Raw genomic sequence first — 24,361 nt, 5'->3', positions numbered from 1 at the left:
CCCGCGGCGGTCAGGTCGTGAAGCGGCCGGCGTTCAGCGCGGCAAGCGTGTCGGCGGGCCAGTGCTGGACGTTGCCGCCCAGATAGTCGCTCACCACTTTAGCAGACCCGCACGCGAGGCCCCAGCCGGCCGGGCCATGGCCGAAATTGACGAACACGCGCGGATGCGGGGTCGGACCGACGACGGGCAAGCCGTCCGGCGACAGCAGTTGCGTGCCTTGCCACGACAGCGCGGCCGAGATCTTCGCGGCGCCGGGCACCCAGTCGTGGACGGCCTGGCCGAGCAGCGCGAGCGCGGCCTCGGACAGCGGCTCTGCGAGCGGCTTCGCGGTATCGGCGAGGCTCTGCAGCACGGCGGCCCCGCCGATGCGCAGCCGCTGATGGGTGCGCGTGATCGAGATCCGCTTGATCGAATCGACGATGCTCAGATGCGGCGCATGTTCTTCGTACGCGACCGGCGCGGTGAGCGTATGGACGCGCACCGGGTGCAGCGGCAGGCGCCAGCCGAGTCGATCGAGCAGCGGGAGGCTGCCCGCGCCGGCGGCGACCACGATCGCGTCGGCGGACATCACGTCGACTTCGCGCGCGTGCGCCGCGCTCCGGTTGCCGGGCGGCGCGAGCTCGACCGCGACGCGGCCGTTGTCGACGCGGATCGCGGCGACGTCCGCGCCGAAGCGGAACTGCACGCCGTGCTCGTCGAGCGTCTGCTTGACCAGTTTCGCGAACAGCGGGCAGTTGCCGGTGCGCTCGGTTTCGAGCAGCACGCCGCCGGCAAAGCCGGGCTCGGCCGGCACCGACGGTTCGAGCGCCACGCATTCGTCCGCGGTGAGCGTGCGATACGGCTGGTCGAGCGTGCGCAGCAGGTCGAGCGCGGGTTGCAGCGCATCCCAGTCGCGCGGATCGCGCACGACGTGCAGGATACCGGGCTTCTGCTCGAATTCGAGCTCGAGGCGCGCCTCGATATCGGCGAGCGTGTCGCGCGACACGTCGATCAGCGGGCGCAGCCGCGCGTACTGCGCGGCGAACGCGTCGGGCTCGCGCAGCATGCCGAGCTGCTTGACGAAGCGGCGCACGCCGCCGTTGAAGCCCGGCTTGTAGACGATGCCGCTGTCGCGCGGCTGGCGCTCGCGCATGAAAGTCGGGCCGAACCAGACGTCGAGCGGGCTCGGCAGCAGCGCGCCGCCGTCGCCGTAGGTCGCGCCTTGCGCGACGGTCGCGTGGCGTTCGACCACGCACACGCGATGGCCGGCCGCGCGCAACTGGTAGGCGGTGGCGACGCCGCTGATTCCGCCGCCGATGACGATGACATCCATTGGATTGCTTCGATGACGGGCGGCGCGCACGCCGCCCGGTGAGAATTCGCTGAGGGCCCGGGCCCGGTGAACCCGGAATGATAGCGCCAAAAGTGCGCGAACCGGCGGCGGCCGAGCAGGGGCCGTGCGGCCGCGCCACGGCGGCCGGCGCGCGGGCCCGCGCAGGCTGGCCCCGCGGGCGGGCCGGTGCGCCGCCCGCCCGGGCATCGTGGCGGTGCGCGCGGACTACCGATTGGCCGGTCTTGGGCGGCCGACTTCCGGGTATAATTACGGCCTTCCTTTCGCCCCACGTCGCCACCTCGCGCGACTCATCGACGTCAGTCCAGCCCATGGCTCACTTCTCGTGTTTTCCCGGCGCTTCGGCCCTCTCCGATTTCCGTCAAACCCGTCTGCTCGACACGCTCAGGCAAATCGACGCCAACATCGTCGCGGTGCGCGGCCAGTTCCTGCACTTCGTCAATGCGGCCGAGCCGCTGTCGGCGGACGACAGCGCGCGCATCGACGCGTTGATGCACTACGGCGCGCCGTTCCAGCCGGCGGACGAGAAGGGCGCGACCGAGACCTTCGTCGTGCTGCCGCGCTTCGGCACGGTTTCGCCGTGGGCGAGCAAGGCGACCGACATCGCGCAGCATTGCGGCCTCACGCAGGTGCGCCGCATCGAGCGCGGCGTCGAATTCACGGTCACGCTGAAATCGGGCCTGCTCGGCGGCAAGAAGGCGCTGTCGGACGACGCGCGCGCGGCCGTCGCGGCCGCGCTGCATGACCGGATGACCGAAAGCGTGGTCGCGGCGCGCGACGACGCGAAACACCTGTTCGACGAACTGCCGGCCAAGCCGCTGTCGACCGTCGACGTCCTGGGCGTCGGCCGCGGCGCGCTGGAGCGCGCGAACGTCGAGCTGGGCCTCGCGCTCGCCGACGACGAGATCGACTACCTGGTCGACGCGTTCCGCAAGCTCGAACGCAACCCGACCGACGTCGAGCTGATGATGTTCGCGCAGGCGAACAGCGAACACTGCCGCCACAAGATCTTCAACGCGCAGTGGACGATCGACGGCGAAGCGCAGGACATGTCGCTGTTCGCGATGATCCGCAACACCGAGAAGCTGAGCCCGCAGGGCACGATCGTCGCGTATTCGGACAACTCGTCGATCATGGTCGGCGCCGAAGCCGAGCGCTGGTTCCCGCGCAAGACGGGCGCGGCCGGCGAGCCGGGTGAACGCTACGGCCGTCACACCGAATTGACGCACACGCTGATGAAGGTCGAGACGCACAACCACCCGACGGCGATCTCGCCGTTCCCGGGTGCCGCGACCGGCGCGGGCGGCGAGATCCGCGACGAAGGCGCGACGGGCCGCGGCGCGCGTCCGAAGGCCGGCCTCACGGGCTTCACCGTGTCGAACCTCGACCTGCCCGATGCCCGCCAGCCGTGGGAAAACGCGCGCGACGCCGCACAGCCGGTTAGCGAGCGCAACCCGAACGAACAGCATGGCCCGTACGGCCGTCCGGACCGCATCGCGTCGCCGCTGCAGATCATGATCGACGGCCCGCTGGGCGGCGCGGCGTTCAACAACGAATTCGGCCGCCCGAACCTCGGCGGCTACTTCCGCGTGTACGAGCAGAACGTCGGCGGCACGGTGCACGGCTATCACAAGCCGATCATGATCGCGGGCGGCCTCGGCAACATCGCGGATCAGCACACGCACAAGCACGACGTGCCGGCCGGCTCGCTGCTGATCCAGATCGGCGGCCCCGGCATGCGGATCGGGATGGGCGGCGGCGCCGCGAGCTCGATGGCGACCGGCGCGAACACCGCCGAACTCGATTTCGACTCGGTGCAGCGCGGCAACCCCGAAATCGAGCGTCGCGCGCAGGAAGTGATCAACGGCTGCTGGCAGCTCGGCGCGGAAAACCCGATCCTGAGCATCCATGACGTCGGCGCGGGCGGCCTGTCGAACGCATTTCCCGAAATCGTCGACGGCGCGGGCAAGGGCGCGCGCTTCGAACTGCGCAAGGTCGCGCTCGAGGAGTCGGGCCTGTCGCCGCGCGAAATCTGGTCGAACGAGGCGCAGGAGCGCTACGTGCTGGCGATCGCGCCGGCCGACCTGCCGCGCTTCGAGGCGATCTGTGCGCGCGAGCGCTGCCCGTTCGCGGTGGTCGGTGTCGCGACCGACGAGCGCGAGTTGAAGCTCGTCGACGACGAAGCGACGGGCGCCGACGAATACCCGGTCGACATGCCGATGGAAGTGCTGCTCGGCAAGCCGCCGCGCATGCATCGCGACGTCACGCGCGTCGCGGCCGAGCGTGCGCCGGTCGACGTGACGGGCATCGCGCTGTCGACCGTCGCGCTCGACGTACTGAAGCACCCGACGGTCGGCAGCAAGTCGTTCCTGATCACGATCGGCGACCGTTCGGTCGGCGGCACGTCGGTGCGCGACCAGATGGTCGGCCCGTGGCAGGTGCCGGTGGCCGACTGCGCGATCACCGCGCTCGACTACGCGGGCTTCAAGGGCGAGGCGATGACGATGGCCGAGCGCACGCCGCTCGCGGTGATCGACGCGCCGGCATCGGGCCGCATGGCCGTCGGCGAAGCGATCACGAACATCGCGAGCGCGCCGATCGCGTCGCTCGACAAGCTGAAGCTGTCGGCGAACTGGATGGCCGCGTGCGGCACGGCCGGCGAGGACGCCGCGCTGTTCGACACGGTCAAGGCGATCGGCATGGAGCTGTGCCCGGCGCTCGGGATCGGCATCCCGGTCGGCAAGGACTCCCTGTCGATGAAGACGAAGTGGGACGAGCAGGGCGTCGCGAAGGAAGTCGTGTCGCCGGTGTCGCTGATCATCTCGGCGTTCGCGCCGGTCGAGGACGTACGCCGTCATCTCACGCCGCAACTGCGCCGCGTGGCCGACGCGGGCGACACCGTGCTGATCGCGATCGATCTCGGCCGCGGCAAGAACCGCATGGGCGGCAGCATCTTCGCGCAGGTCACGCAGCAGGTCGGCGACACGACGCCGGACGTCGACGACGCGGAAGACCTGAAGCGCTTCTTCAACGCGATCCAGTCGCTCAATGCGCAAGACAAGCTGCTCGCGTACCACGACCGCTCGGACGGCGGCCTGTGGGCGACGGTGTGCGAAATGGCGTTCGCGGGCCATGCGGGCGTGTCGCTGAACGTCGACATGCTGACGCTCGACCCGAACCACGAATCCGACTACGGCGACGCGAAGGACTGGGCGAAGCAGACGAGCGGCCGTCGCGACGACCGCACGCTGCGCGCGCTGTTCTCCGAAGAGCTCGGCGCCGTCGTGCAGGTGCGCGCGTCCGACCGCGACGCGGTGCTGAGCGCGCTGCGCGAGTTCGGCCTGTCGACGTGCTCGCACGTGATCGGTTCGGTCAACGATCGCGACGTGATCGAGGTGTACCGCGATGCGAAGAAAATCTTCGACGCGCCGCGCACCGAACTCCATCGCGCCTGGAGCGAAGTGAGCTGGCGCATCGCCCGCCTGCGCGACAACCCGGCCTGCGCGGATGCCGAATACGACGCGCTGCTCGACGCGGCCGATCCTGGCATCTCGCCGGTGCTGACGTTCGATCCGGCCGACGACATCGCCGCGCCGTTCATCGCGATGGGCGCACGGCCGCGCGTCGCGATCCTGCGCGAGCAGGGCGTGAACTCGCATCTGGAAACCGCGTATGCGTTCGATCGCGCAGGCTTCGATGCGCACGACGTGCACATGAGCGACCTGCTCGCGGGCCGCGCATCGCTGGCCGATTTCGCGGGTGCGGTGGCGTGCGGCGGTTTCTCGTACGGCGACGTGCTGGGCGCGGGCGAGGGCTGGGCGAAGACGATCCGCTTCAACGCGAATCTCGCCGACATGTTCTCGGCGTTCTTCGCGCGTCCCGATACGTTCGCGCTCGGTATCTGCAACGGCTGCCAGATGCTGTCGAGCATCGCGTCGATGATCCCGGGCGCGGAAGCCTGGCCGAAGTTCACGCGCAACAAGTCCGAGCAGTTCGAGGCGCGCTTCTCGTTCGTCGAAGTGGAGAAGTCGCCGTCGATCTTCTTCGCGGGGATGGAAGGCTCGCGGATTCCGGTCGCGGTCGCGCACGGCGAAGGCTATGCGGACTTCTCGCAGCAAGGCGACATCGATCGCGTCGCGGTCGCGATGCGTTACGTCGACCACCGCGGCGAGGCGACCGAGCGCTATCCGTTCAACCCGAACGGGTCGCCGGCCGGCATCACGTCGGTCACGACGGCCGACGGCCGCTTCTCGGTGCTGATGCCGCACATGGAGCGCGTGCATCGCACGGTCACGATGAGCTGGCACCCGGAAGGCTGGGGTGAAGCAAGCCCGTGGCTGCGCGTATTCCGCAACGCGCGCCGCTGGATCGGCTGATCGGGACGATGTTCGACCCGAACGCGCCGGTCGAGGTCGTCACGCTGCGTGACGCGCGTGCGAGCGAAGCCGACGCGATCGGTCGCGTGATCCGTGCGGCGTTCGCGGGCGAGCCGCAGGGCGGCGAGTTCGAGCAGCGCATCGTCGACACGCTGCGCGCCGACGGTGCGCTGAGCGTATCGCTCGTCGCGGAGCGCGACGGACGTATCGTCGGGCACGTCGCATTCTCGCCGGTCTCGATCGGCGGCGAGCCGGCCGGCCGCCAGCAGTGGTACGGGCTCGCGCCGCTCGCGGTGCGGCCCGATTGCCAGCGGCAGAGCATCGGCGCGGGGCTCGTGCGCACGGGGCTCGACGCGTTGCGTCGGCTCGGCGCGCGCGGCTGCGTGGTGCTCGGCGAGCCCGCGTATTACACGCGTTTCGGGTTCGAACCGCACGGCGACATCGTGTTTCCGGGCGTGCCGTCCGAGTATTTCCTCACGTTGTCGTTCGACGAATCGGCTCCGCTGCCGGCGGGCGACGTGCGTTATCACGACGTGTTCTATCCCGCCGCGTAGCGAACGCTGCGGCCGGTAACGCCGGGCATGGAAAGCCGCTCTCCGGAGCGGTTTTTTATTGCGCGTCGGCTTGGCACCATCGCGTCGCGGTACATCTGTTTCGTGCACGCCAAAAGAAAAAGCCGCTCCGGAGAGCGGCTTTTCGATGCACGTATGACGCGCGCGGGCGTTACTGGATCTTCGCCTGCTGGCGCAGACCTTCCTCGAACGCCTGCAGCTTCTGCTGCACGAGCTGCTGCGCGATCTGCGCCTTCACCTGGTCGAACGGCGGCGGCGCGATGTCGCGGATGTCGTCGACGCGGATGATGTGCCAGCCGAACTGCGTCTTCACCGGCGTGTCGGTCATCTGGCCTTTCTGCAGCTTCTGTGCCGCCGCCGCGAATTCCGGCACGTACGCCTTCGGGTCCGACCAGTCGAGGTCGCCGCCGTTCTTGCCCGAACCCGGATCCTTCGAGTATTGCTTCGCGAGATCCTCGAACTTCGCGCCGGCCTTGATCTTCGCGATCAGGTCCTTCGCCTGCTGCTCGTCGCTGACGAGGATGTGGTGCAGGTGATATTCGCGGTTGCCGCCCGCGCCCTTGACGAGTTCGTCGTAGCGCGCCTTCACCTCGGCATCGGTCGGCTGGTTCTTCTTCAGGAAGCTCTCGATCATCGAGCGCAGCACGACGGTCTGCTGTGCGACGGCGACTTGCGCCTTCACGTCCGGACGGTTCGGGATGCCTTCGCGGATCGCTTCCTGCATCAGGATTTCGCGGTTCACGAGTTCCTGGCGCACGGCCTGCTGCAGTTGCGGGCCGTCGGTCTGGCCTTGCTGGACGAGTTGCGCGACCATCGCGTCGGCGCGCGACTTCGGAATCGGCGTGCCGTTGACGACGGCGATGTTCTGGGCAAATGCCGGTGCCGCTGCAAACGCAGCCGCCGCGACCCACAGGCGGGGGGATTTCAGGATCATCGGGAATTCCTAATGAGACTAGATTGAAGATTCGTTGAATTCTTCGGGCGTGTAAGCCACGATCGCGAGCGCGTGAATGCCGCGCTGCATCGCATCAGCGAGCGCATCATACACCAGCCGGTGCCGCGCGACGCGCGGCTTGCCCGCGAACGCGGACGATACGATCGTGACCGTGAAATGGCCGCCGGCGGCCGCGCCCGCATGGCCCGCGTGTTGCGCGCTGTCGTCGCGCACGGTGAGCGACAGCGGTGCGAGCGACGCGGTGAGGCGCGCCTCGATCAGCGCGATGCGTTCGTCGGCGGAGGCGTGGAGAAAGGCGTCGCTCATGTCATTCGTCCTTGAGATATTTCGTGAGCCACAGGCTCTGCAGGATGATGAACACGACCATCGCGCCCGTCGTACCGAACAGCTTGAAGTTCACCCATTGCGATTCGGTGAAGTTGTGCACCACGTACAGGTTCGCGACGCCGAGCACCGCGAAGAACAGCGCCCATGCGACGTTCAGCTTGTCCCACACGGGGTGCGGCAGCGTGAGCTGCTTGCCCATCATCTTCTCGATCAGGTTCTTGCTGAACGCATAACGCGCGGCGAGCAACCCGATCGCAAACAGCCAGTACAGCACAGTCGGTTTCCATTGAATGAATTTCTCGTCATGCAGCACGAGGGTGGCGCCGCCGAACACGACGATCACGCCGAGGCTGACCCACAGCATCGTGTCGACCTTCCGGTGCCGGAAGGCGACCCAGGCGACCTGGGCCAGCGTCGCGACGATCGCGACGGCGGTGGCGGTAAAGATGCCCCAGACCTTGAAGGCGACAAAAAACAGGATGATCGGAAACAGATCGAACAGGAATTTCATGGCGCTCGCAGCTGCGTGACGGGCCGCTGGCGCAGCCTGTCACCGTTGTAGGGACCCGCCAGGCATCGCCGTCGCGGAGCGGGGCGGCCGCCCCGCGGCTGGCCGCCCGGCAGATCCGCCCGGCGCCGCTCATTCGTTTTCGGGTCGGGACTCGAAGTTTAACGCAGCCGAATTGATGCAGTACCGCAAACCGGTCTGGTCGCGCGGGCCGTCCTCGAACACGTGGCCCAGATGGGCGCCGCAGTGGTTGCAGCGCACCTCGACGCGCACCATCCCGTGCGAGTAGTCGACCTTCTCGTCGATCACCTCGCCGTTGAGCGGCTTGAAGTAGCTGGGCCAGCCGCAGCCCGAATGGAACTTGGCGCCCGATTCGAACAGCGGCGTGCTGCAGACGACGCACTTGTAGATGCCGGCATCCTCGGTGTCGGTGTATTCGCCGGTAAACGCGCGCTCGGTCGCCGCGTGCTGCGTGACCTCGTACTGCATCGGCGTGAGCCGGCGGCGCAGCTCGGCGTCGTCCTTCCGGTACGGGAAGGTCTTGTCGTCGGAATCGTGGGACATGGGGTTCTCCTGATCGGTCGGTCGAGATGCGCGGGTTGCGGGCTCAGGACGAGCAGCTCACTTCGAGCGTGCCGGCCCAGTCGGGCGGCAACGCCGCGTACGCTTCATGCTCCGGTTGTTCGTCGAACGGGCGGCGCAGGATCCGTGCGAGCCGCTCGACTTCCGAAAAATCCTTTTCCTTCGCGCGCCGGATCGCCACTTCGGCCAGATGGTTGCGAAGCACGTATTTGGGGTTCGCACGGTTCATTGCAACCGCGCGCGCCGCGTCGTCGCGCGTTTCCTCGGACAGCCGCGCGCGGTAGAGGTTCGCCCATGCGTCGAACGCTTCGCGGTCGATGAACAGGTCGCGCACGGGCGCGTCGCGGCTCGCGTCGTGCTTCGAGATCTGCGCGAGCCGGCGGAACGTCAGCGTGAAATCCGCGTGGCTCGCATGCATCGTCTCGAGCAGCTTGTTCGCGAGGTCGGCGTCGCCCTCGCGTTCGAGCGCGAGGCCGAGCTTCGCGCGCATCGCGCGTTCGAGCGCGGGGCCGAAGCGTTCGGGGAAGGTCGCGAGCACGGCCTGTGCGTCCTCCACCGCGCGCTCGGCGCGCGCGTCGTCGTCGGCGATGCCGTGCCGCAGCCCGATCAGCGGCAGCAGCGCCTGCGCGAGGCAATAGCAGTTCCAGTGCGCGATGCGCGGCTGCATCCGGTACGCATAGCGGCCGCTCGTGTCGGAGTGGTTGCAGATGTGGTTCGCGTCGAATGCGTCGACGAAGCCGAACGGACCGTAGTCGATCGTCACGCCGAGGATCGACATGTTGTCGGTGTTCATCACGCCGTGGCAGAAGCCGACGGCCTGCCATTGCGCGACGAGGTCGGCCGTGCGCAGCGTCGCGGCCTCGAGCAGCGCGAGGTACGGATCGTCCGCGTCGCGGCACGCCGGATAGAAGCGGTCGATCACGTGATCGGCCAGCTGGCGCAGCAGGTCGGGGCGATCGTTCGAGAAGAAGTGCTCGAAGTGGCCGAAGCGCACGAAGCTTTCCGACACGCGCGTGACGACGGCCGCCGTCTCGATCTCCTCGCGCACCACCGGCTGGTCGGAGCCGATCACCGTCAGCGCGCGCGTGGTCGGGATGCCGAGGTGATGCATCGCTTCCGAGCACAGGAATTCGCGAATCGACGAGCGCAGCACCGCGCGGCCGTCGCCCATCCGCGAATACGGCGTGCGGCCGCCGCCCTTGAGCTGCAGTTCGTAGCGCCGGCCGTCGGCGCCGGGCAATTCGCCGACCGTCAGCGCGCGGCCGTCGCCGAGCTGGCCGGCCCACACGCCGAACTGATGGCCGGAATAGACCGACGCGTACGGCATCGCGTGCGCGGGCCAGTCGCGCGTGGGATTGCCGGCGAACAGCTCGGCGAAGCCGGGCTGCGCGGCGATCGCGGGCGGCAGGTCGAGCAGTTGCGCGACTTCGTCGGAAAAGCCGACGACGTACGGCGCGGCCAGCGGCGCGGCCGGCAGCCGCGTATGAAACGCGTCGCCGAGCGTGACGAACGCGCGTTCGGCGGGCGCGCCGAGCGTCGCGGCGAGGTCGGGAAGGGTGTCAGCCGCATCGGCTGCGCTTCGGGAAAACGACATGTTGAGCGCCTCTGGGTAAGCCGATATTGTAAGGCGGCGTCGCGCCGCCCGCATGGCGGCCCGCGCATCGTGCGCCACGCCCGTCCGGGCCGCCGACGGGCGCGCACGCGGGCGGCTTCCGAAGGGAAACGGCCGCCAGGCTGGTCACCGATTCGCATCCTCACGGAGAACAAGACGATGGGTAAGCCGTTGCTGGGCCAGATGATGGATGTGCCGTTGCTGGTGTCGTCGCTGATCGCGCATGCCGCGCGGCACGCGGGCGACACGGAAATCGTGTCGAAGCGCGTGGAAGGCGACCTGCATCGCTACACGTACCGCGATTGCGAGCGCCGCGCGAAGCAACTCGCGCAGGCGCTCGCGCGGCTCGGCGTCGAAACCGGCGAGCGCGTCGGCACGCTGGCGTGGAACGGCTACCGGCATCTGGAAGCGTATTACGGGATCGGCGGGATGGGCGCCGTGTGCCACACGATCAACCCGCGGTTGTTCCCCGAACAGATCGCGTACATCGTCAATCACGCGGAAGACCGCTACGTCTTCTTCGACATCAATTTCGCGCCGCTCGTCGATGCGATCGCGCCGCAATGCCCGCACGTGAAGGGCTGGATCGCGATGACGGACGCCGCGCACCTGCCGTCCGGCGCGACGCCGTTCCTCTGCTACGAAACGCTCGTCGAAGCCGAGGACGGCCGCTACGACTGGCCGCGCCTCGACGAGCAGCAGGCGTCGGGGCTCTGCTACACGTCCGGCACGACCGGCAACCCGAAGGGCGTGCTGTATTCGCATCGCTCGACCGTGCTGCATGCGTACGGCGCCGCGTTGCCCGACGCGATGAACCTGTCCGCGATGGACGCCGTGCTGCCCGTCGTGCCGATGTTCCACGTCAACGCGTGGGGGCTGCCGTACGCGGTGCCGCTCACCGGCGGCAAGCTCGTGCTGCCCGGCAAGGATCTCGACGGGAAATCGCTGTACGAACTGATGGAAGCCGAGCGCGTGACGTTTTCCGCGGGCGTGCCGACCGTGTGGCTCGGCCTGCTGAACTACATGCGCGAGGCCGGCGTGCGGTTCTCGACGCTGAACCGCACGGTGATCGGCGGCTCCGCGTGCCCGCCCGCGATGCTGCGCACGTTCGAGGACGAATACGGCGTGCGCGTGATCCATGCGTGGGGGATGACCGAACTGTCGCCGCTCGGCACGCTCGCGAAGCTCAACTGGGCGCAGTCGCAGCGGCCGCTCGACGCGCAGCGCCGGCTGCTCGAGAAGCAGGGGCGCGTGATCTGCGGCGTCGACATGCGGATCATCGGCGAGGACGGCCGCGAGCTGCCGTGGGACGGCGTCGCGTTCGGCGAACTGCAGGTGCGTGGGCCGTGGGTGATCGATCACTACTTTCGCGGCGAGGCGTCGCCGCTGTCGGACGGCTGGTTCCCGACCGGCGACGTCGCGACGATCGACCCCGACGGCTTCCTGCAGATCACCGATCGCAGCAAGGACGTGATCAAGTCGGGCGGCGAGTGGATCAGCTCGATCGACATCGAGAACGTCGCGATCGCGCACCCCGGGGTGGCCGAAGCCGCGTGCATCGCGTGCGCGCACCCGAAATGGACCGAGCGGCCGCTGCTCGTCGTGGTGCCGCGCGAAGGCGCGAACCTGAGCCGCGACGCGCTGCTCGCGTTCTACGAGGGCAAGGTCGCCAAATGGTGGATTCCCGACGACGTCGTGTTCGTCGAGTCGCTGCCGCACACCGCGACCGGCAAGCTGCAGAAGCTGAAGCTGCGCGAGACGTTCCGCGATTACGTGTTGCCGACGGCGGTGTGCGCGCCGTAAGCCCGTGCCCGGGCTACCGCCGGCCCGCGAGCCGGTCGCCCGTCGCCGGTCGCCCGCTGCCAGTCGCCCGCTGCCAGTCGCCCGCTGCCAGTCGCCCGATCCGTCCCCGGATCGGGAGCGAAATTCAAATTGAACGATCGTGCTTTTCCGTTGTATGCTGCCTGCGTTCATTCGGACATGCGGCCGTTCGACCGCGCACAATGAAGCGCAGCCAATCCGGCGCGCGATGCATGGAGGCAGGCAGATGGCAGTGGATTACTCGACTCGCGACGGCGTGGCCGTCATCACGCTCAACAATCCGCCCGTCAACGGGCTCGGCCTGTCGACCCGCCAGGGTGTCATGGACGCGCTCGATCGCGCCGCGCAGGATCCGTCGGTCACGGCCATCGTGCTGACCGGCGCGGGCCGCGCGTTCTCGGGCGGCGCCGACATCACCGAATTCAATACGCCGAAAGCGCTGCAGGAGCCGACGCTGCACACCGTGATCCGCGCGGTGGAGGCGAGCGCGAAGCCGGTCGTCGCGGCGCTGCACAGCGTCGTGATGGGCGGCGGGCTGGAGCTCGCGCTCGGCGCGCACTACCGGGTCGCCGCGCCCGGCGCGCAAGTCGCGCTGCCCGAAGTGAAGCTCGGGCTGCTGCCGGGCGCGGGCGGCACGCAGCGCCTGCCGCGCGCGGTCGGACTCGAAACCGCGCTGAACATGATCGTGTCGGGCGCGCCGGTGCCGTCGGAGCAGCTCGCGAAGAGCGGGCTGTTCGACGAAATGGCCGACGGCGACCTGCTCGACGCGGCCGTCGCGTTTGCACGCAAGGTCGGCGCGCAGAAGGGGCCGCATCCGCGCGTGCGCGATCGCAAGATCGTCCACGAGAACGCGGCGGGCTTCATCCAGTTCGCGCGCAATTCCGCGCGGGCCGCCGCGCCGAATTTCCCCGCGCCGCACAAGTGCATCGACGCGATCGAGGCCGGCGTGCTGAACGGCTTCGACAAGGGCAGCGTTGCGGAACGCGACGGTTTCGTCGCGCTGATGATGACGCCGGAAAGCCGCGCGCTGCGCCATGCGTTCTTCGGCGAGCGCGCGGCGAGCAAGATCCCCGACGTGCCGGCCGACACGCCGCTGCGCGAGATCCGCCGGGTCGGCGTGATCGGCGCGGGCACGATGGGCGGCGGGATCGCGATGAACTTCATCAACGCGGGGCTGCCCGTCACGCTGCTCGAGACGAAGCAGGACGCGCTCGAGCGCGGCCTCGCGACGATCCGCAAGAACTACGACGCGCAGGTGAAGAAGGGCAAGCTCACGCAGGAGAAGCTCGACGCGCGCATCGCGCTGATCACGCCGACGCTGTCCTACGACGACCTGAAGGACGCCGACCTGATCGTCGAAGCGGTGTTCGAGGAACTCGGCGTGAAGGAGCAGGTGTTCCGCCAGCTCGACGAAGTCGCGAAGCCGGGCGCGATCCTCGCGTCGAACACGTCGACGCTCGACGTCGACAAGATCGCGGCGTTCACGAGGCGTCCGCAGGACGTGGTCGGCATGCACTTCTTCAGCCCGGCGAACGTGATGAAGCTGCTCGAGGTCGTGCGCGGCGCGCAGACCGCGAAGGACGTGCTCGCGACCGTGATGGCGGTGGCGAAGAAGATCCGCAAGACGGCGGTCGTGTCGGGCGTGTGCGACGGCTTCATCGGCAACCGGATGATCGAGCAGTACATCCGCCAGGCGCTGTTCATGCTGGAGGAAGGCGCGCTGCCCGCGCAGGTCGATCGCGCGATCGAGAAGTTCGGCTTCGCGATGGGGCCGTTCCGGATGAGCGACCTCGCCGGCAACGACATCGGCTGGGCGATCCGCAAGCGCCGCTACGTCGAGCAGCCCGACCTGCACTATTCGAAGATCGCCGACCGTCTGTGCGAACAGGGCCGCTTCGGCCAGAAGACGGGCGCCGGCTGGTACGACTACGTGCCGGGCGACCGCAAGGCGAAGCCGTCGTCGCTCGTCGACGAGATGGTCGTCGCGTATTCGAAGGAGCGCGGCGTCGAGCGGCGCAAGATCGGCGACGACGAAATCGTCGAGCGGCTGGTGTTCGCGCTCGTCAACGAAGGCGCGAAGATCCTCGAGGAGAAGATCGCGTCGAAAGCGTCCGACATCGACATGGTGTACCTGACCGGCTATGGCTTCCCGCTGTGGCGCGGTGGCCCGATGCTGTACGCGGACATGGTCGGCCTCTACAACGTCGAGCGCGCGATTCGCCGCTATGCGGCCGCGCCGAACGGCGACGCATGGCAGCTCGCGCCGTCGATCGCGGAACTGGCGAAGGCCGGCCGCGGGTTCAACGGCTGACGCGGCCGCGTCGCGGCGCGACCGATCCTCTGTCTGGAGAGACGCAATGAAACGCACCGACGACGTCCTGCTCGTGATCGACGTGCAATACGACTTCATGCCCGGCGGCGCGCTCGCGGTGCCGGACGGCGATGCGGTCGTGCCGGTGATCAACGCGCTCGCGCAACGCTTCGACCAGGTCGTGCTCACGCAGGACTGGCACCCGCGCGAGCACGTGTTGTTCGCGGCGAACCACCCGGGCCGCGAGCCGTTCTCGACGCTGGCGCTGCCGTATGGCGAGCAGGTGCTGTGGCCCGTGCACTGCGTGCAGGACACCGACGGCGCGGCGCTGCATCGCGACCTCGACATCCCGCACGCGCGGCTCGTGATCCGCAAGGGCGGCGACGCGCAGGTCGACAGCTATTCCGCGTTCGTCGAAGCCGACCGCACGACGCGCACGGGGCTCGCGGGCTATCTGCGCGAACTCGGCGCGAAGCGCGTGTGGTGCTGCGGGCTCGCGACCGACTATTGCGTCGCGTGGTCGGCGCTCGATGCGCGCGCGGCCGGCTTCGAAGCCGCGGTGATCAACGATGCGTGCCGGGCGATCGACCTGAACGGGTCGCTCGCGCACGCGTGGCAGCAGATGCAGGCAGCGGGCGTCGTGCATGCGACGTCCGCGGGCGCACGCCCGGCGGCGTAGCGCGGACCCCAACATGAAGCAGGACCGAAGGAGACTCGCATGACCGAAGCCGTAATCGTATCGACCGCACGCACGCCGCTCGCGAAATCCTGGCGCGGCGCCTTCAACATGACGCACGGCGCGACGCTCGGCGGCCACGTGGTCGCGGCCGCGCTCGAACGCGCGAAGCTCGACCCGGCGCGCGTCGAGGACGTGATCATGGGCTGCGCGAACCCCGAAGGCGCGACCGGCGCGAACATCGCGCGGCAGATCGCGCTGCGCGCCGGGTTGCCGGTGAGCGTGCCGGGCATGACGGTGAACCGTTTCTGCTCGTCGGGGCTGCAGACCATCGCGCTGGCCGCGCAGCGGATCATCGCGGGCGAAGGCGAGATCTATGTGGCCGGCGGCGTCGAGTCGATCTCGTGCGTGCAGAACGAGATGAATCGGCACATGGTCCAGGAAGGCTGGCTCGTCCAGCACAAGCCCGAGATCTACTGGAACATGCTGCAGACCGCCGAGAACGTCGCGAAGCGCTACGGGATCTCGAAGGAGCGGCAGGACGCGTACGGCGTGCAGTCGCAATTGCGTGCCGCGGCCGCGCAGGAAGCCGGGCGTTTCCGCGACGAGATCGTGCCGATCACCGTGCTCGCGGGCATCGCCGACAAGGCCACGGGCCGCCTGTTCACGCAGGAAGTGACGGTCTCGGCCGACGAAGGCATCCGCCCCGACACGACGCTCGAAGGCGTGTCGAAGATCCGTTCGGCCGTGCCGGGCGGCGTGATCACCGCGGGCAATGCGAGCCAGTTCTCGGACGGCGCGTCGGCATGCGTCGTGATGAGCGCCGAGGCCGCGCAGCGCGAAGGGCTGCAGCCGCTGGGCGCGTTCCGCGGCTTCGCGGTGGCCGGCTGCGAACCGGACGAAATGGGCATCGGCCCGGTGTTCGCCGTGCCCAAGCTGCTGAAGCAGGCCGGGCTGACAGTCGACGACATCGGCCTGTGGGAGCTGAACGAGGCATTCGCGGTGCAGGTGCTGTACTGCCGCGACACGCTCGGGATTCCTGAGGACCGCCTGAACGTGAACGGCGGCGCGATCGCGGTCGGCCATCCGTACGGCGTGTCGGGCGCGCGCCTGACCGGCCATGCGCTGATCGAGGGCAAGCGGCGCGGCGTGAAGTACGTGGTCGTCACGATGTGCATCGGCGGCGGGCAGGGCGCGGCCGGCCTGTTCGAAATCCTCTGATCTTTGAACGGCGGCCGCCGCGGTTGCGCTTCGGCGTGACCGCGCGCCGCCGCGGCGAATCGGCGCGGTGGACGCGCCATTCGCGACGATCAGGAAGCAAAGGGCATGCGCCCGGCAGTGCCGTTTCCCCTGACTTGTCAAACGAATTCCCCCTCCTATACTTGCTCTGACATTTGCCTTTCGGCACGATGGGCCGGATCATGCGTCGCGCGATCCGGGCCGCGAAGATTCGAACCAACGCAGCAGACCGACCGGGGACCGAATGGGTACGACCTATGCAGCCGGGGAACCGCCGCGCGTCGTCAGCGCGGCCGCCAGGCTCTACGCGAAATGCCTGCTGGTCGGATTCGCGTTGCTGCCGGCCTATCTGATTGCCTATCTGTGGTTCTTCAGCGACCGGAGCGTCGTGTTCGAGAACCACGCCTTCCATGAAATCGCGATCGCGGCGGCGACGATCGAAGGCGCGTTCGTCACCTACGTGACGTGGGTGTGTTACCGGTCGTCCGGCGAGCCGCTGCTGCGCTGGCTGACGCTCGGCTTTCTCGGCTTCGCGATGATCTACGCGCTGCACGGCGCGTTCACCGGGATGGCGCACCACAATATCTGGCTGTTCCTGCTGTACGGGCCCGCGTCGCGGTTCGTGATGTCGGCGCTGCTGCTCACGGGGCTGCTGTCGTATTCGCGTCCGCCCGACCGGCTCGACAAGCGCACGAGCGTGCGGACGTGGCTGCCGTGGATCGTGTTCTTCCTGATCGTCAACGTGGCGGTCGCGTACATCGCGTATTCGCCGGTCGCGGGGGCGCTCGGCACGCGGCTGTCGATGGAAGGCGGCGCGCTGGTGTTCTCGCTGCTGAACGTGTGCCTGCTGCTCGCACGGCGGATCCGCTCGCCGCTGATGGTGATCTACGGCATGTCGATCATGGCGTTCGCGCTGTCGTCGCTTGCGTTCATCCTCGGCAAGCCGTGGAATCACATGTGGTGGCTCGCGCACGCGATCTTCGCGGGCGGGTTCTTCCTGCTGAGCTACGGCGTCGTGCAGGCGCTGCAGACGACGCGTTCGTTCTCGGCGATCTACAGCCAGGAAGACCTAATGAGCCGGCTGTCGGAATCGATGGCGCGCACCGAAAGCGCGCTGCAGGAGCTGCGGCGCACGAACCAGAAACTCGAGTACATGGCCGCGACCGACCCGATGACGGGCGCGTCGAACCGCCGTCAGTTCATCGCGCAGGTCGAGCGCGAAATCGTGCGGGCCGAGCGCGACGGCACGCCGTTCTGCCTGCTCGCGCTCGATCTCGACAATTTCAAGAACATCAACGATGCCTACGGGCACCAGATCGGCGACGAGGTGCTGCGCGGCGTCGTGCGCCAGTGCCTCGAGGCGATCCGTCCGGCGGGCGCGCTCGCGCGGGTCGGCGGCGAGGAATTCATGGCGCTCCTGCCCGAGATGCCGCTCGAAGGCGCGCGGATGACGGCCGAGCGCGTGCGTTCGTCGATCGCGAGTGCGCCGTTCGGGCTGGACTTCAAGCGCGTGCAGGTGACGGTCAGCGTCGGCGTCGCGCAATACGGCGTCGACGGCGGCACGGTCGATGCGCTGCTGCGGGCGGTCGACGAGCGGCTGTACCAGGCGAAGCGGGAAGGGCGCAACCGCGTGGTGGCGCGATGATCCGCCTTTCGCCGACGCCCCGGCGGCGGGCGTGCCCCCGGGGCTTTTGCAGGCCGGTGCCCGCGCCGCTCCCGGCCGGCACGCGCGCGGCGATGCGCTAGCGCGTCGCCACCGCCGTCGCCTGCTTCGGTTGCCCGTCCTGCATCGACTGCGACGCCTGCCACCAGTACTTGCCCGCGCGCTGCTGCGGATCGCGGATCGCGAGATACGTCGTACTCCAGAGCTGCGCCGCGTTGGCTTCGGTCGCATCGGCGCTGCGCGTGCCGAATGCGTCGGTCTGGTACTTGCCGTTCACGTAGGACCACGTCCACATTTCCGACGTGCGCATGTCGCGTCCGTTCGAGATCACCTGCCAGATCGTCTGCCGCGCCTGCGCGAGCAGCGTGCGTGTCGCGGCCGACAAATCCTGGCGCGCCAGTTGCCGATCGAGCCCGGCCACCCACATCGCCTGCTGCCACGACCAGATCACCGTGCCGTGATACGCGGAACTCGTGAATTTCGGCCACAGCGACGGGTTCGCATATGCGGGGTTCGCGATCAGCATCCCGACATCGGTCACGAGCCCGGTCGGGAACGGCCGCGTGACGTCGGCGACGATCCGCTGGAGCTGATCGTCCGGCGGCGTGCCGAACAGCAGCGCGAAGCCGCCGTCCGAATTCATCACCGGGATCGGGTTGCCCTGCTGGTCGAGTGACAGCGCGTAGAAGGCCAGCGGCGCGTTGGGCGCGGCGCCGGCCGGCACGCCGGCGGACGGCGCATAGGCCGACACGTCGGTGGCCGCCTGCGCGGCCGGCACGCTGACCTGGAACAGCGGCGGCGCCTGCGTTTCCCACGTGGCCGCTTCGTTCGCGGTGTTGGCGAGCGTCGCGCGCTGCCCGGCATCGAGATAGGGATCGAGCAGCCCGCGGGCGAGGAACGCGTTCGCCGCGCGCAGCGCGGCCGGCACGAGCACCGCGTTCACGTCGTACGGGTACACGCCGCCGCCGAGGCCGTCGGTACTGTCGCGCCAGTTGCCGACGATTTCGCCGGGCCGCAGGTGAATCAGGTTGGCGACCGACGGCTGCTGCGCGAACGGCTGCGCGGTCGTCGCGACGTGCAGTAGATTGACGACGAGGCGGCTGCCGTTGGTCTGCCCGTCGCTGCCGCGCTGCGCCAGATACGCGGCCGCACGCGCCTGGCCGCGCGTATCGTCGATCAGCCACGCGGCCGCGATCGGCGCGAGCAGGTAGTCGCTGTCGATCATCTTGTAGTCGTAGGTCGGTGTCGCATCGTTCGGCCGCCCGTTCTTCTGGTTGTCGACCAGTGCGAATTCGCCGATGCCTTCCTCGTGCGCGACCTTGCCGTCGGCCGACAGGCGGCTCAGCACCGACGACAGCCCGGCCTCGATCGCGGCCGGTTCGAGTACGGGCATCAGCATGCGGACCGAGATCAGCGTATCGCGGCCGAAATACGTGTCGTACTGCCACGAGCCGGCCAGCAGCTTGTCGTTGAAGCTCAGGAATTCGAGCACGTTCTGGCTGACCGGGTCGGGATTCACGGACGGGGCGAACAGGTCGGCGTGCGTGATCGGCGACAGCGGTGTCTCGCCCGTCAGCGCATCGATGTGCAGCTTCAGCGTATGCGAGCCCGCCGGCGCATTCAGCACGAGCTTGCCGCCCGCTGCCGGCGCGATGCTGCCGCCGTCGCGCAGCGTGATGCGCAGCGCATAGCCGGGCGCGCCGTCGAGCCGATCGCGTTGCCATTGCGCGGTGCTGCCCTGCACCGTCGGCGCGGTGAGGATCTGCTGCGGAATCGTCGCGCCGCCGTTGAAGTCGCGCAGGAAGCGCACGTTGCTGAGCACGCCCTGGCGGATCGTCAGCGTAGCGGTGTCGACCGACACGTCGGCACCGATGCCGTACAGCGGGCGGCCGTGTGGGTCCGGCGCCGACAGCGCGGACGGCGGCGTGTCGAGGCTCCAGTTCACCGGCTGCGCGGTGTCGTCGAACCACAGCCCGGTGCCGCTGTTGCCGGCGGGGAAGACCACCAGCAGGCGCGGTTTCGTCGACGAGCGCACCAGCAGGTGCGCGGCGACCTTGTCCTGCCGGTAGAACGCGTTGATCTGGCCGCCGGTATCCATGCGGAACGATAACGCGGCGGTGTTCGACGGCGGGGTGGTCGACTGGACGTCGTCGTCGTTGCAGGCCGACAGCAGGCCGGCGCAGACGAGCCCGAGACACAGCGACTTCGCAAGGCGATGCATGTTGATGTCCCTCCTGATGACTGGCGATTTTTTATCTGGATATCTAATCGGCGGATCTTGGGTCCGTTGGGTGCTGCTTTGCATTCATTGTCGAGAATGACTGGAATGAATGGGGCGTTGCGTTTATTTGAAAGGAAAATGGGTTGGCAAATAACCGATGGCCGATAAATGCCGAAAGCTGAAAGCGACAGGGGCGCGCGTCGATGCGTCGCAGAAGGTCTATGCGACGGACCTTCGCACAGGTGAGTGGCGAATCCGGAGCGGCGAGGAAAACGATACGTAAGCCGTCGTAGGCGATTCTAAATTTATGGGAAAGTCGAAGTCAATAATGTTTTTGTTTTCCAATATTGAATCGAAAACCGGTTGCAATTATTACTCGATACGTCGGTAAAATATGCGATTCAACAGGGCGGATTAATGTATCGGTTGAAAAACGATCGGCAATACTCTATCGCACCGGCGATTGATGCCGGACGGGAAACGAATCGCCGTATTGTGTCGGTCGGTGTCGTGACCGGCCGACGTGCGCTGCAACCGTTCCGGAACGCCGCTCAGCAATCCGCGTTCCCGCGCATGCCCGCACGACGCCGCATCACCGCCGTCGACGCTTCGCCGGCTGAAGCGGCACGAGGACGAGAGGGTGAAGCTCGAGGGGCTCGTTCGTGGCCGATTTGTCGTCGGACACGGTCATGTTGCAGGAGGTGCCTTCAAAAAACGCTGACGCGCTCCCGGCCCCATGAACGGATCACTGACTCGAAGCAGCGTTTCGGCGCAAGCCGGCGACAGGGGTTGCGCGTTGTTGCAACCGTCCCGTACGGTCTACCGTCACGAGTCGATCGCGCGGGATCGAAGCGCGCTGGAGCGGCGCGTGAACGGGTGTGTCAGGAGGCGGAAGCCCGCTACGAGCGGGCAGTTTTTCGTGCCGGGTATTTATAATCGCCCGCGGCTGAGCCTTTCCGTTCGCGCTGGGCGCGAATACTGGCCCAACTGATTTAGTATGAGCAATCCGCGCTCGACGGGAGCGGCGCGCATTCGCGGCGAGGAGACACATGCATCCCCGTAAGACTGCCCCTTACATCATCGTGGCGATTGCTTCCGTGATCGCATGCGCGCTCGTGGCGCTATGCGTGCTGCAACTCTTGCAGAGCCGCGACGACGCGATGGAGCGGGCAAAGGAAACGTCACGCAACCTCGGACTGATCGCGGAACGCGACATCGAACGCAATATCGAGTTGTACGACCTGTCTTTGCAAGCGGTCATCCATGGGTTGCAGCGCCGCGATGTGATGGACGCTGCGCCCGCTCTGCGCCGGTCGGTGCTGTTCGATCACGCGATGACCGCGGAATTTCTCGGTTCGATGCTCGTGATGGATGCAGGCGGCAATATCGTTCTGGATTCAGGCTACGACGAGCCGCGCAAGGGCAATTTCGCCGATCGCCGATACTTCACAGTCCACCGCGACAATCCGAACGTCGGACTCTATATCAGTGACCCGTTCGTCTCCCGTTTGCGTGGAGGAAAGCTCAGTATCGCACTCACGCGGCGGATTTCGAACCCCGATGGATCGTTTGGCGGCATCGTCGTTATCGCGGTCAATCTTGATTATTTCCATCAACTCTTCGTCGGGCTTTCGCTTGGCAAGCATGGCTCGATTTCGCTGATCGGCGAAGACGGCAAGATGGTGATGCGGCAGCCGTACGATGTGCATACTATCGGCCGCGACATCAGCAAAGCCGCGACGTTCCGGCGGTTCCAGACCGCGAGAGAGGGCACCTTCTCCGAAACATCGTCGATCGACGGCGTGCGCCGCCTGTACTACTTCAAACATTTGCCGAAACTGCCGCTGATCATCATGGTGGCAGAGGCCGAGCAGGACATATACGCCGCATGGCGGCAACGTGCGATCAAGATCGGCGGATTGGTCGCGACGTTCGGGGCGGCGTTCATCGCGCTGTCCCTGCTGCTCGGTTCGCAGCTACGGCGCCGTATGCGGGCCGAGTCGGAACTCGTGCTGCTCGCCCGGACGGACGGTCTCACCGGCCTGAACAATCGCCGCAGCTTTGGCGAGGTACTGGACCAGGAGTGGCGTCGCGCGCGACGTGCGCATTCCGTCTTCTCGCTGCTGTTCGTGGACGTGGACCGGTTCAAGGCTTACAACGACACGTACGGTCATCAGGCCGGGGACGATGCGTTGGCGGCGGTCGCGCGATGCATCGGCGACAATATTCGCCGGCCGGCCGATACGGCGGCTCGTTATGGCGGAGAGGAGTTCGTCGTGCTGCTTCCTGACACGCCGCAGAACGGAGCGGCGCAGATTGCCGAGCGGATCCGTGCGTCGATCGATGCGTTGGCCCTCGAGCACGCGGGCAGCGAATACGGACGTGTGACGGCGAGCATTGGCCTGGCGTGCTGGATGCCGGATCAGGAAGGGCAGCCGGATGCGGTGATCAAGGCCGCTGACGAGGCGCTGTACTACGCGAAGGCGACCGGGCGGAACAAGGTTGCCGCGCTGCAGCGGGGGGAGTGACGGAGAGAGCTGCATTGCGCCGCTCGTCGGATGCATGTTGGCGGTGACCGAAGCTGTTTGCGCGCGGATTCGCAAGCGTCTTGCGGACTGACCGTCGCGTATTCGCCGATCGAGAATACGTTCTCCTTCGGAGCCGTCCTGTATCGGGATCGCCTGCGCGCCGAACTTGACGGATGCGCTGCCAGATACCGTCCATTGCCGTCGGTAAGTTTGGTAGGCTTGTCGCCTGCCTTCGCTTGGCGGATCTCGATGTCGGTAAGTGATACGGTGAAAAAGCGGGTATCGTCCGTGAAGATTTCGCGTAATACCCGCATTTTTCGACCGGGCGAGATCTCGAGCGAACGAGCGCGAACGGCGGACGGGCGTCAGGTGCCCGCTGGCAAGGGTTCCCGGCCAATCGCCGAACCAACACGAACAGGAGCGAACGAAGTGATCAGACATATCGTCATGTGGAAGTTGCATTGAGATATTGACGGATATCTATTTGATATATAACGATATTTAATTCTAAGCTCTACGTTGATACCCCCATGGATACCCCCTTTTTTGCCCGATGGGTCATGATGTCGTGACAGCGGTAAACGGTTCGGGGAAATCTTGAAAGGCGGCTTGCTTCTCGAAAAACTTGACACTTCCAGAAAATTATTGACAGGGGCAGCAACCCCCTTCATAATAGGGTCTGTCCATAAGATTTTTGGGCGCGTGGTCCCGGGTTCGACTCCCGGGGCGGTCGGTGGGCTTCCCTCGGTGCGCGTGTGATGTGCCAGCTTTTGCTGGCGTTGGTATTCATCTGTAGTTCGCATGAATTCGCAATTATTCACACGATTTTTAACGCATTCAGTATGGGGAACGGTATGGACATTTCTAAGCTCACGGGACAAGTGGTCGGTATTTTGGTTGAACATCTTTCGGTCGTAGGGTTCGACATCACCGTGCACGAGGTTGTCCATCAGATCGCACTTGGCGCAACCTGCGCTCCTCTATGCAAAACGGCCCGCTGAATGCGGGCCGTTTTTTTGGGGGGGCATGTGACGTTCCTGCGATTTTGCCTACGATCCGATCGTCTGCTGCAGCTCACGATAGACCGCTTTCACTTGCGACAGCTCGTTGGCGGCCGGCTCTGAAGGCCCGTTTAGGGCTTCGATCGTGTAGCCGACGACATTGCCGTCGTCGTCCATGACTTCAACACCGGTATCACCAGCGTAAGCGGCACGGAGCGCCTCACGTTCTTCGGCTTGCGCGTAGAACTGGGCGCGCGAACCAATACGAGCGCCGTTGCGATCGCGAACCGTTTCGATTGCCGTTTCCCACAGCTTCTTGTTTTGCACCGATTCTTGGTGCTGATCTTCTGCCTCTTGCAGGCGACAGTCAGGCATGGTTTCCTCGTAGTTCAAATGCCACGTGTGTTCGCGTTCAACATCGGGTGGTCTCGTTATACGCGTCATGGTCCTCATGATGCTACGACATCCGCGTGAAGTTGGCATCGGAGATATTCCCGATCTACTCGCTGACCTCTTTGGCGGGCGAATGATCCGATCTCGTCGGGCATCGGGTCTAGCGGCTCGATGTCGGCCGCGTGCGAGATGTCAGCGGTCAGTGAGCGAATCTTGACGCGCAGGTCGTCGATCTGCGTGAGCATA

General features: G+C 66.9%; 18 protein-coding genes. 8 read left to right on the top strand and 10 right to left on the bottom strand.

Annotation, left to right across the window (positions count from 1 at the left end; all coding sequences use genetic code 11):
* Positions 1 to 10: 10 nt before the first annotated feature.
* Complete coding sequence (locus CFB89_RS09705) at positions 11 to 1,312, bottom strand: FAD-dependent oxidoreductase (protein ID WP_089467661.1); 1,302 nt, start codon at positions 1,310 to 1,312, stop codon at positions 11 to 13.
* 329 nt (positions 1,313 to 1,641) lie between these two features.
* On the opposite strand from CFB89_RS09705, the gene purL reads away from it, so the two are divergent.
* Both purL and CFB89_RS09695 read left to right on the top strand, forming a co-directional pair.
* Positions 1,642 to 5,706 (top strand): phosphoribosylformylglycinamidine synthase, encoded by a 4,065-nt coding sequence (purL, locus tag CFB89_RS09700; protein WP_089467660.1) that lies wholly within the window; start codon positions 1,642 to 1,644, stop codon positions 5,704 to 5,706.
* An 8-nt stretch (positions 5,707 to 5,714) separates the two neighbouring features.
* On the top strand, positions 5,715 to 6,260 hold the full coding sequence (locus CFB89_RS09695) for a GNAT family N-acetyltransferase (RefSeq protein ID WP_089467976.1): 546 nt from the start codon (positions 5,715 to 5,717) through the stop codon (positions 6,258 to 6,260).
* Between the two features lie 169 nt (positions 6,261 to 6,429).
* On the opposite strand, the gene CFB89_RS09690 is transcribed toward CFB89_RS09695, so the two are convergent.
* From CFB89_RS09690 to CFB89_RS09670, 5 genes are all read right to left on the bottom strand, one after another.
* Positions 6,430 to 7,212, bottom strand: a complete 783-nt coding sequence (locus CFB89_RS09690) for a peptidylprolyl isomerase (RefSeq protein WP_089467659.1) — start codon at positions 7,210 to 7,212, stop codon at positions 6,430 to 6,432.
* A gap of 18 nt (positions 7,213 to 7,230) precedes the next feature.
* Positions 7,231 to 7,539, bottom strand: coding sequence for a BolA family transcriptional regulator (locus CFB89_RS09685; protein ID WP_050013273.1), 309 nt, complete (start codon positions 7,537 to 7,539; stop codon positions 7,231 to 7,233).
* Between the two features lies 1 nt (position 7,540).
* Positions 7,541 to 8,071 carry a septation protein A gene (locus tag CFB89_RS09680; RefSeq protein ID WP_069617784.1) on the bottom strand — a complete coding sequence of 177 codons (531 nt, stop codon included), beginning with the start codon at positions 8,069 to 8,071 and terminating at the stop codon, positions 7,541 to 7,543.
* A 129-nt stretch (positions 8,072 to 8,200) separates the two neighbouring features.
* Entirely contained in the window at positions 8,201 to 8,632 is a 432-nt protein-coding gene (gene msrB, locus CFB89_RS09675; protein ID WP_031399272.1) for a peptide-methionine (R)-S-oxide reductase MsrB, read from the bottom strand.
* A gap of 43 nt (positions 8,633 to 8,675) precedes the next feature.
* Positions 8,676 to 10,244, bottom strand: coding sequence for a YdiU family protein (locus CFB89_RS09670; protein ID WP_089467658.1), 1,569 nt, complete (start codon positions 10,242 to 10,244; stop codon positions 8,676 to 8,678).
* Between the two features lie 177 nt (positions 10,245 to 10,421).
* Here CFB89_RS09670 and CFB89_RS09665 point away from each other — a divergent pair, with 177 nt between their 5' ends.
* The 5 genes from CFB89_RS09665 to CFB89_RS09645 all read left to right on the top strand — a co-directional run bounded on the left by CFB89_RS09665 (position 10,422) and on the right by CFB89_RS09645 (position 17,954).
* Positions 10,422 to 12,065, top strand: coding sequence for a 3-(methylthio)propionyl-CoA ligase (locus tag CFB89_RS09665; protein WP_089467657.1), 1,644 nt, complete (start codon positions 10,422 to 10,424; stop codon positions 12,063 to 12,065).
* A gap of 244 nt (positions 12,066 to 12,309) precedes the next feature.
* Positions 12,310 to 14,394, top strand: coding sequence for a 3-hydroxyacyl-CoA dehydrogenase NAD-binding domain-containing protein (locus CFB89_RS09660; protein WP_089467975.1), 2,085 nt, complete (start codon positions 12,310 to 12,312; stop codon positions 14,392 to 14,394).
* 46 nt (positions 14,395 to 14,440) lie between these two features.
* Positions 14,441 to 15,073, top strand: a complete 633-nt coding sequence (pncA, locus tag CFB89_RS09655) for a bifunctional nicotinamidase/pyrazinamidase (RefSeq protein ID WP_089467656.1) — start codon at positions 14,441 to 14,443, stop codon at positions 15,071 to 15,073.
* 39 nt (positions 15,074 to 15,112) lie between these two features.
* The gene (locus CFB89_RS09650) at positions 15,113 to 16,291 is read left to right on the top strand and encodes an acetyl-CoA C-acyltransferase (RefSeq protein ID WP_089467655.1); all 1,179 of its coding nucleotides are present in this window, start codon (positions 15,113 to 15,115) and stop codon (positions 16,289 to 16,291) included.
* A gap of 262 nt (positions 16,292 to 16,553) precedes the next feature.
* Positions 16,554 to 17,954: a sensor domain-containing diguanylate cyclase gene (locus CFB89_RS09645; protein ID WP_089467654.1), complete on the top strand. Its 1,401-nt coding sequence runs from the start codon at positions 16,554 to 16,556 to the stop codon at positions 17,952 to 17,954.
* Positions 17,955 to 18,051: 97 nt separating this feature from the next.
* Here CFB89_RS09645 and CFB89_RS09640 read toward each other — a convergent pair whose 3' ends face one another.
* On the bottom strand, positions 18,052 to 20,193 hold the full coding sequence (locus CFB89_RS09640; RefSeq protein ID WP_089467653.1) for a hypothetical protein: 2,142 nt from the start codon (positions 20,191 to 20,193) through the stop codon (positions 18,052 to 18,054).
* A 1,049-nt stretch (positions 20,194 to 21,242) separates the two neighbouring features.
* On the opposite strand from CFB89_RS09640, the gene CFB89_RS09635 reads away from it, so the two are divergent.
* Complete coding sequence (locus tag CFB89_RS09635) at positions 21,243 to 22,721, top strand: sensor domain-containing diguanylate cyclase (protein ID WP_089467652.1); 1,479 nt, start codon at positions 21,243 to 21,245, stop codon at positions 22,719 to 22,721.
* Here the strand turns inward: CFB89_RS09635 and CFB89_RS35750 are convergent.
* The 3 genes from CFB89_RS35750 to CFB89_RS09615 all read right to left on the bottom strand — a co-directional run bounded on the left by CFB89_RS35750 (position 22,667) and on the right by CFB89_RS09615 (position 24,360).
* Positions 22,667 to 23,035: an Arm DNA-binding domain-containing protein gene (locus CFB89_RS35750; RefSeq protein ID WP_367620038.1), complete on the bottom strand. Its 369-nt coding sequence runs from the start codon at positions 23,033 to 23,035 to the stop codon at positions 22,667 to 22,669. The genes CFB89_RS09635 and CFB89_RS35750 overlap by 55 nt on opposite strands.
* 735 nt (positions 23,036 to 23,770) lie before the next feature.
* A complete protein-coding gene (locus CFB89_RS09620; protein WP_179233397.1) occupies positions 23,771 to 24,175 on the bottom strand; it encodes a hypothetical protein in 405 nt (134 codons plus the stop codon).
* Positions 24,172 to 24,360: a hypothetical protein gene (locus tag CFB89_RS09615; protein WP_089467649.1), complete on the bottom strand. Its 189-nt coding sequence runs from the start codon at positions 24,358 to 24,360 to the stop codon at positions 24,172 to 24,174. Before CFB89_RS09615 ends, CFB89_RS09620 begins: the two co-directional genes overlap by 4 nt.
* Position 24,361 lies beyond the last annotated feature (1 nt).

The organism is Burkholderia sp. AU16741, assembly GCF_002223345.1.
In the GTDB taxonomy this organism is placed as follows: Bacteria; Pseudomonadota; Gammaproteobacteria; order Burkholderiales; family Burkholderiaceae; genus Burkholderia; species Burkholderia sola.
This window is presented reverse-complemented; position numbering and strand designations above follow the sequence as displayed.

Bases quoted from the DNA above. Each gene is read 5' to 3' on its own strand.
- msrB (WP_031399272.1), bottom strand. From the start codon at position 8,632: ATGTCCCACGATTCCGACGACAAGACCTTCCCGTACCGGAAGGACGAC.
- CFB89_RS09650 (WP_089467655.1), top strand. From the start codon at position 15,113: ATGACCGAAGCCGTAATCGTATCGACCGCACGCACGCCGCTCGCGAAA.
- CFB89_RS09620 (WP_179233397.1), bottom strand. From the start codon at position 24,175: ATGAGGACCATGACGCGTATAACGAGACCACCCGATGTTGAACGCGAA.
- CFB89_RS09665 (WP_089467657.1), top strand. From the start codon at position 10,422: ATGGGTAAGCCGTTGCTGGGCCAGATGATGGATGTGCCGTTGCTGGTG.
- CFB89_RS09695 (WP_089467976.1), top strand. From the start codon at position 5,715: ATGTTCGACCCGAACGCGCCGGTCGAGGTCGTCACGCTGCGTGACGCG.
- purL (WP_089467660.1), top strand. From the start codon at position 1,642: ATGGCTCACTTCTCGTGTTTTCCCGGCGCTTCGGCCCTCTCCGATTTC.
- CFB89_RS09635 (WP_089467652.1), top strand. From the start codon at position 21,243: ATGCATCCCCGTAAGACTGCCCCTTACATCATCGTGGCGATTGCTTCC.
- CFB89_RS09690 (WP_089467659.1), bottom strand. From the start codon at position 7,212: ATGATCCTGAAATCCCCCCGCCTGTGGGTCGCGGCGGCTGCGTTTGCA.
- CFB89_RS09680 (WP_069617784.1), bottom strand. From the start codon at position 8,071: ATGAAATTCCTGTTCGATCTGTTTCCGATCATCCTGTTTTTTGTCGCC.
- CFB89_RS09670 (WP_089467658.1), bottom strand. From the start codon at position 10,244: ATGTCGTTTTCCCGAAGCGCAGCCGATGCGGCTGACACCCTTCCCGAC.
- CFB89_RS09705 (WP_089467661.1), bottom strand. From the start codon at position 1,312: ATGGATGTCATCGTCATCGGCGGCGGAATCAGCGGCGTCGCCACCGCC.
- CFB89_RS09645 (WP_089467654.1), top strand. From the start codon at position 16,554: ATGGGTACGACCTATGCAGCCGGGGAACCGCCGCGCGTCGTCAGCGCG.
- CFB89_RS35750 (WP_367620038.1), bottom strand. From the start codon at position 23,035: ATGCGGGTATTACGCGAAATCTTCACGGACGATACCCGCTTTTTCACC.
- CFB89_RS09640 (WP_089467653.1), bottom strand. From the start codon at position 20,193: ATGCATCGCCTTGCGAAGTCGCTGTGTCTCGGGCTCGTCTGCGCCGGC.
- pncA (WP_089467656.1), top strand. From the start codon at position 14,441: ATGAAACGCACCGACGACGTCCTGCTCGTGATCGACGTGCAATACGAC.
- CFB89_RS09685 (WP_050013273.1), bottom strand. From the start codon at position 7,539: ATGAGCGACGCCTTTCTCCACGCCTCCGCCGACGAACGCATCGCGCTG.
- CFB89_RS09660 (WP_089467975.1), top strand. From the start codon at position 12,310: ATGGCAGTGGATTACTCGACTCGCGACGGCGTGGCCGTCATCACGCTC.
- CFB89_RS09615 (WP_089467649.1), bottom strand. From the start codon at position 24,360: ATGCTCACGCAGATCGACGACCTGCGCGTCAAGATTCGCTCACTGACC.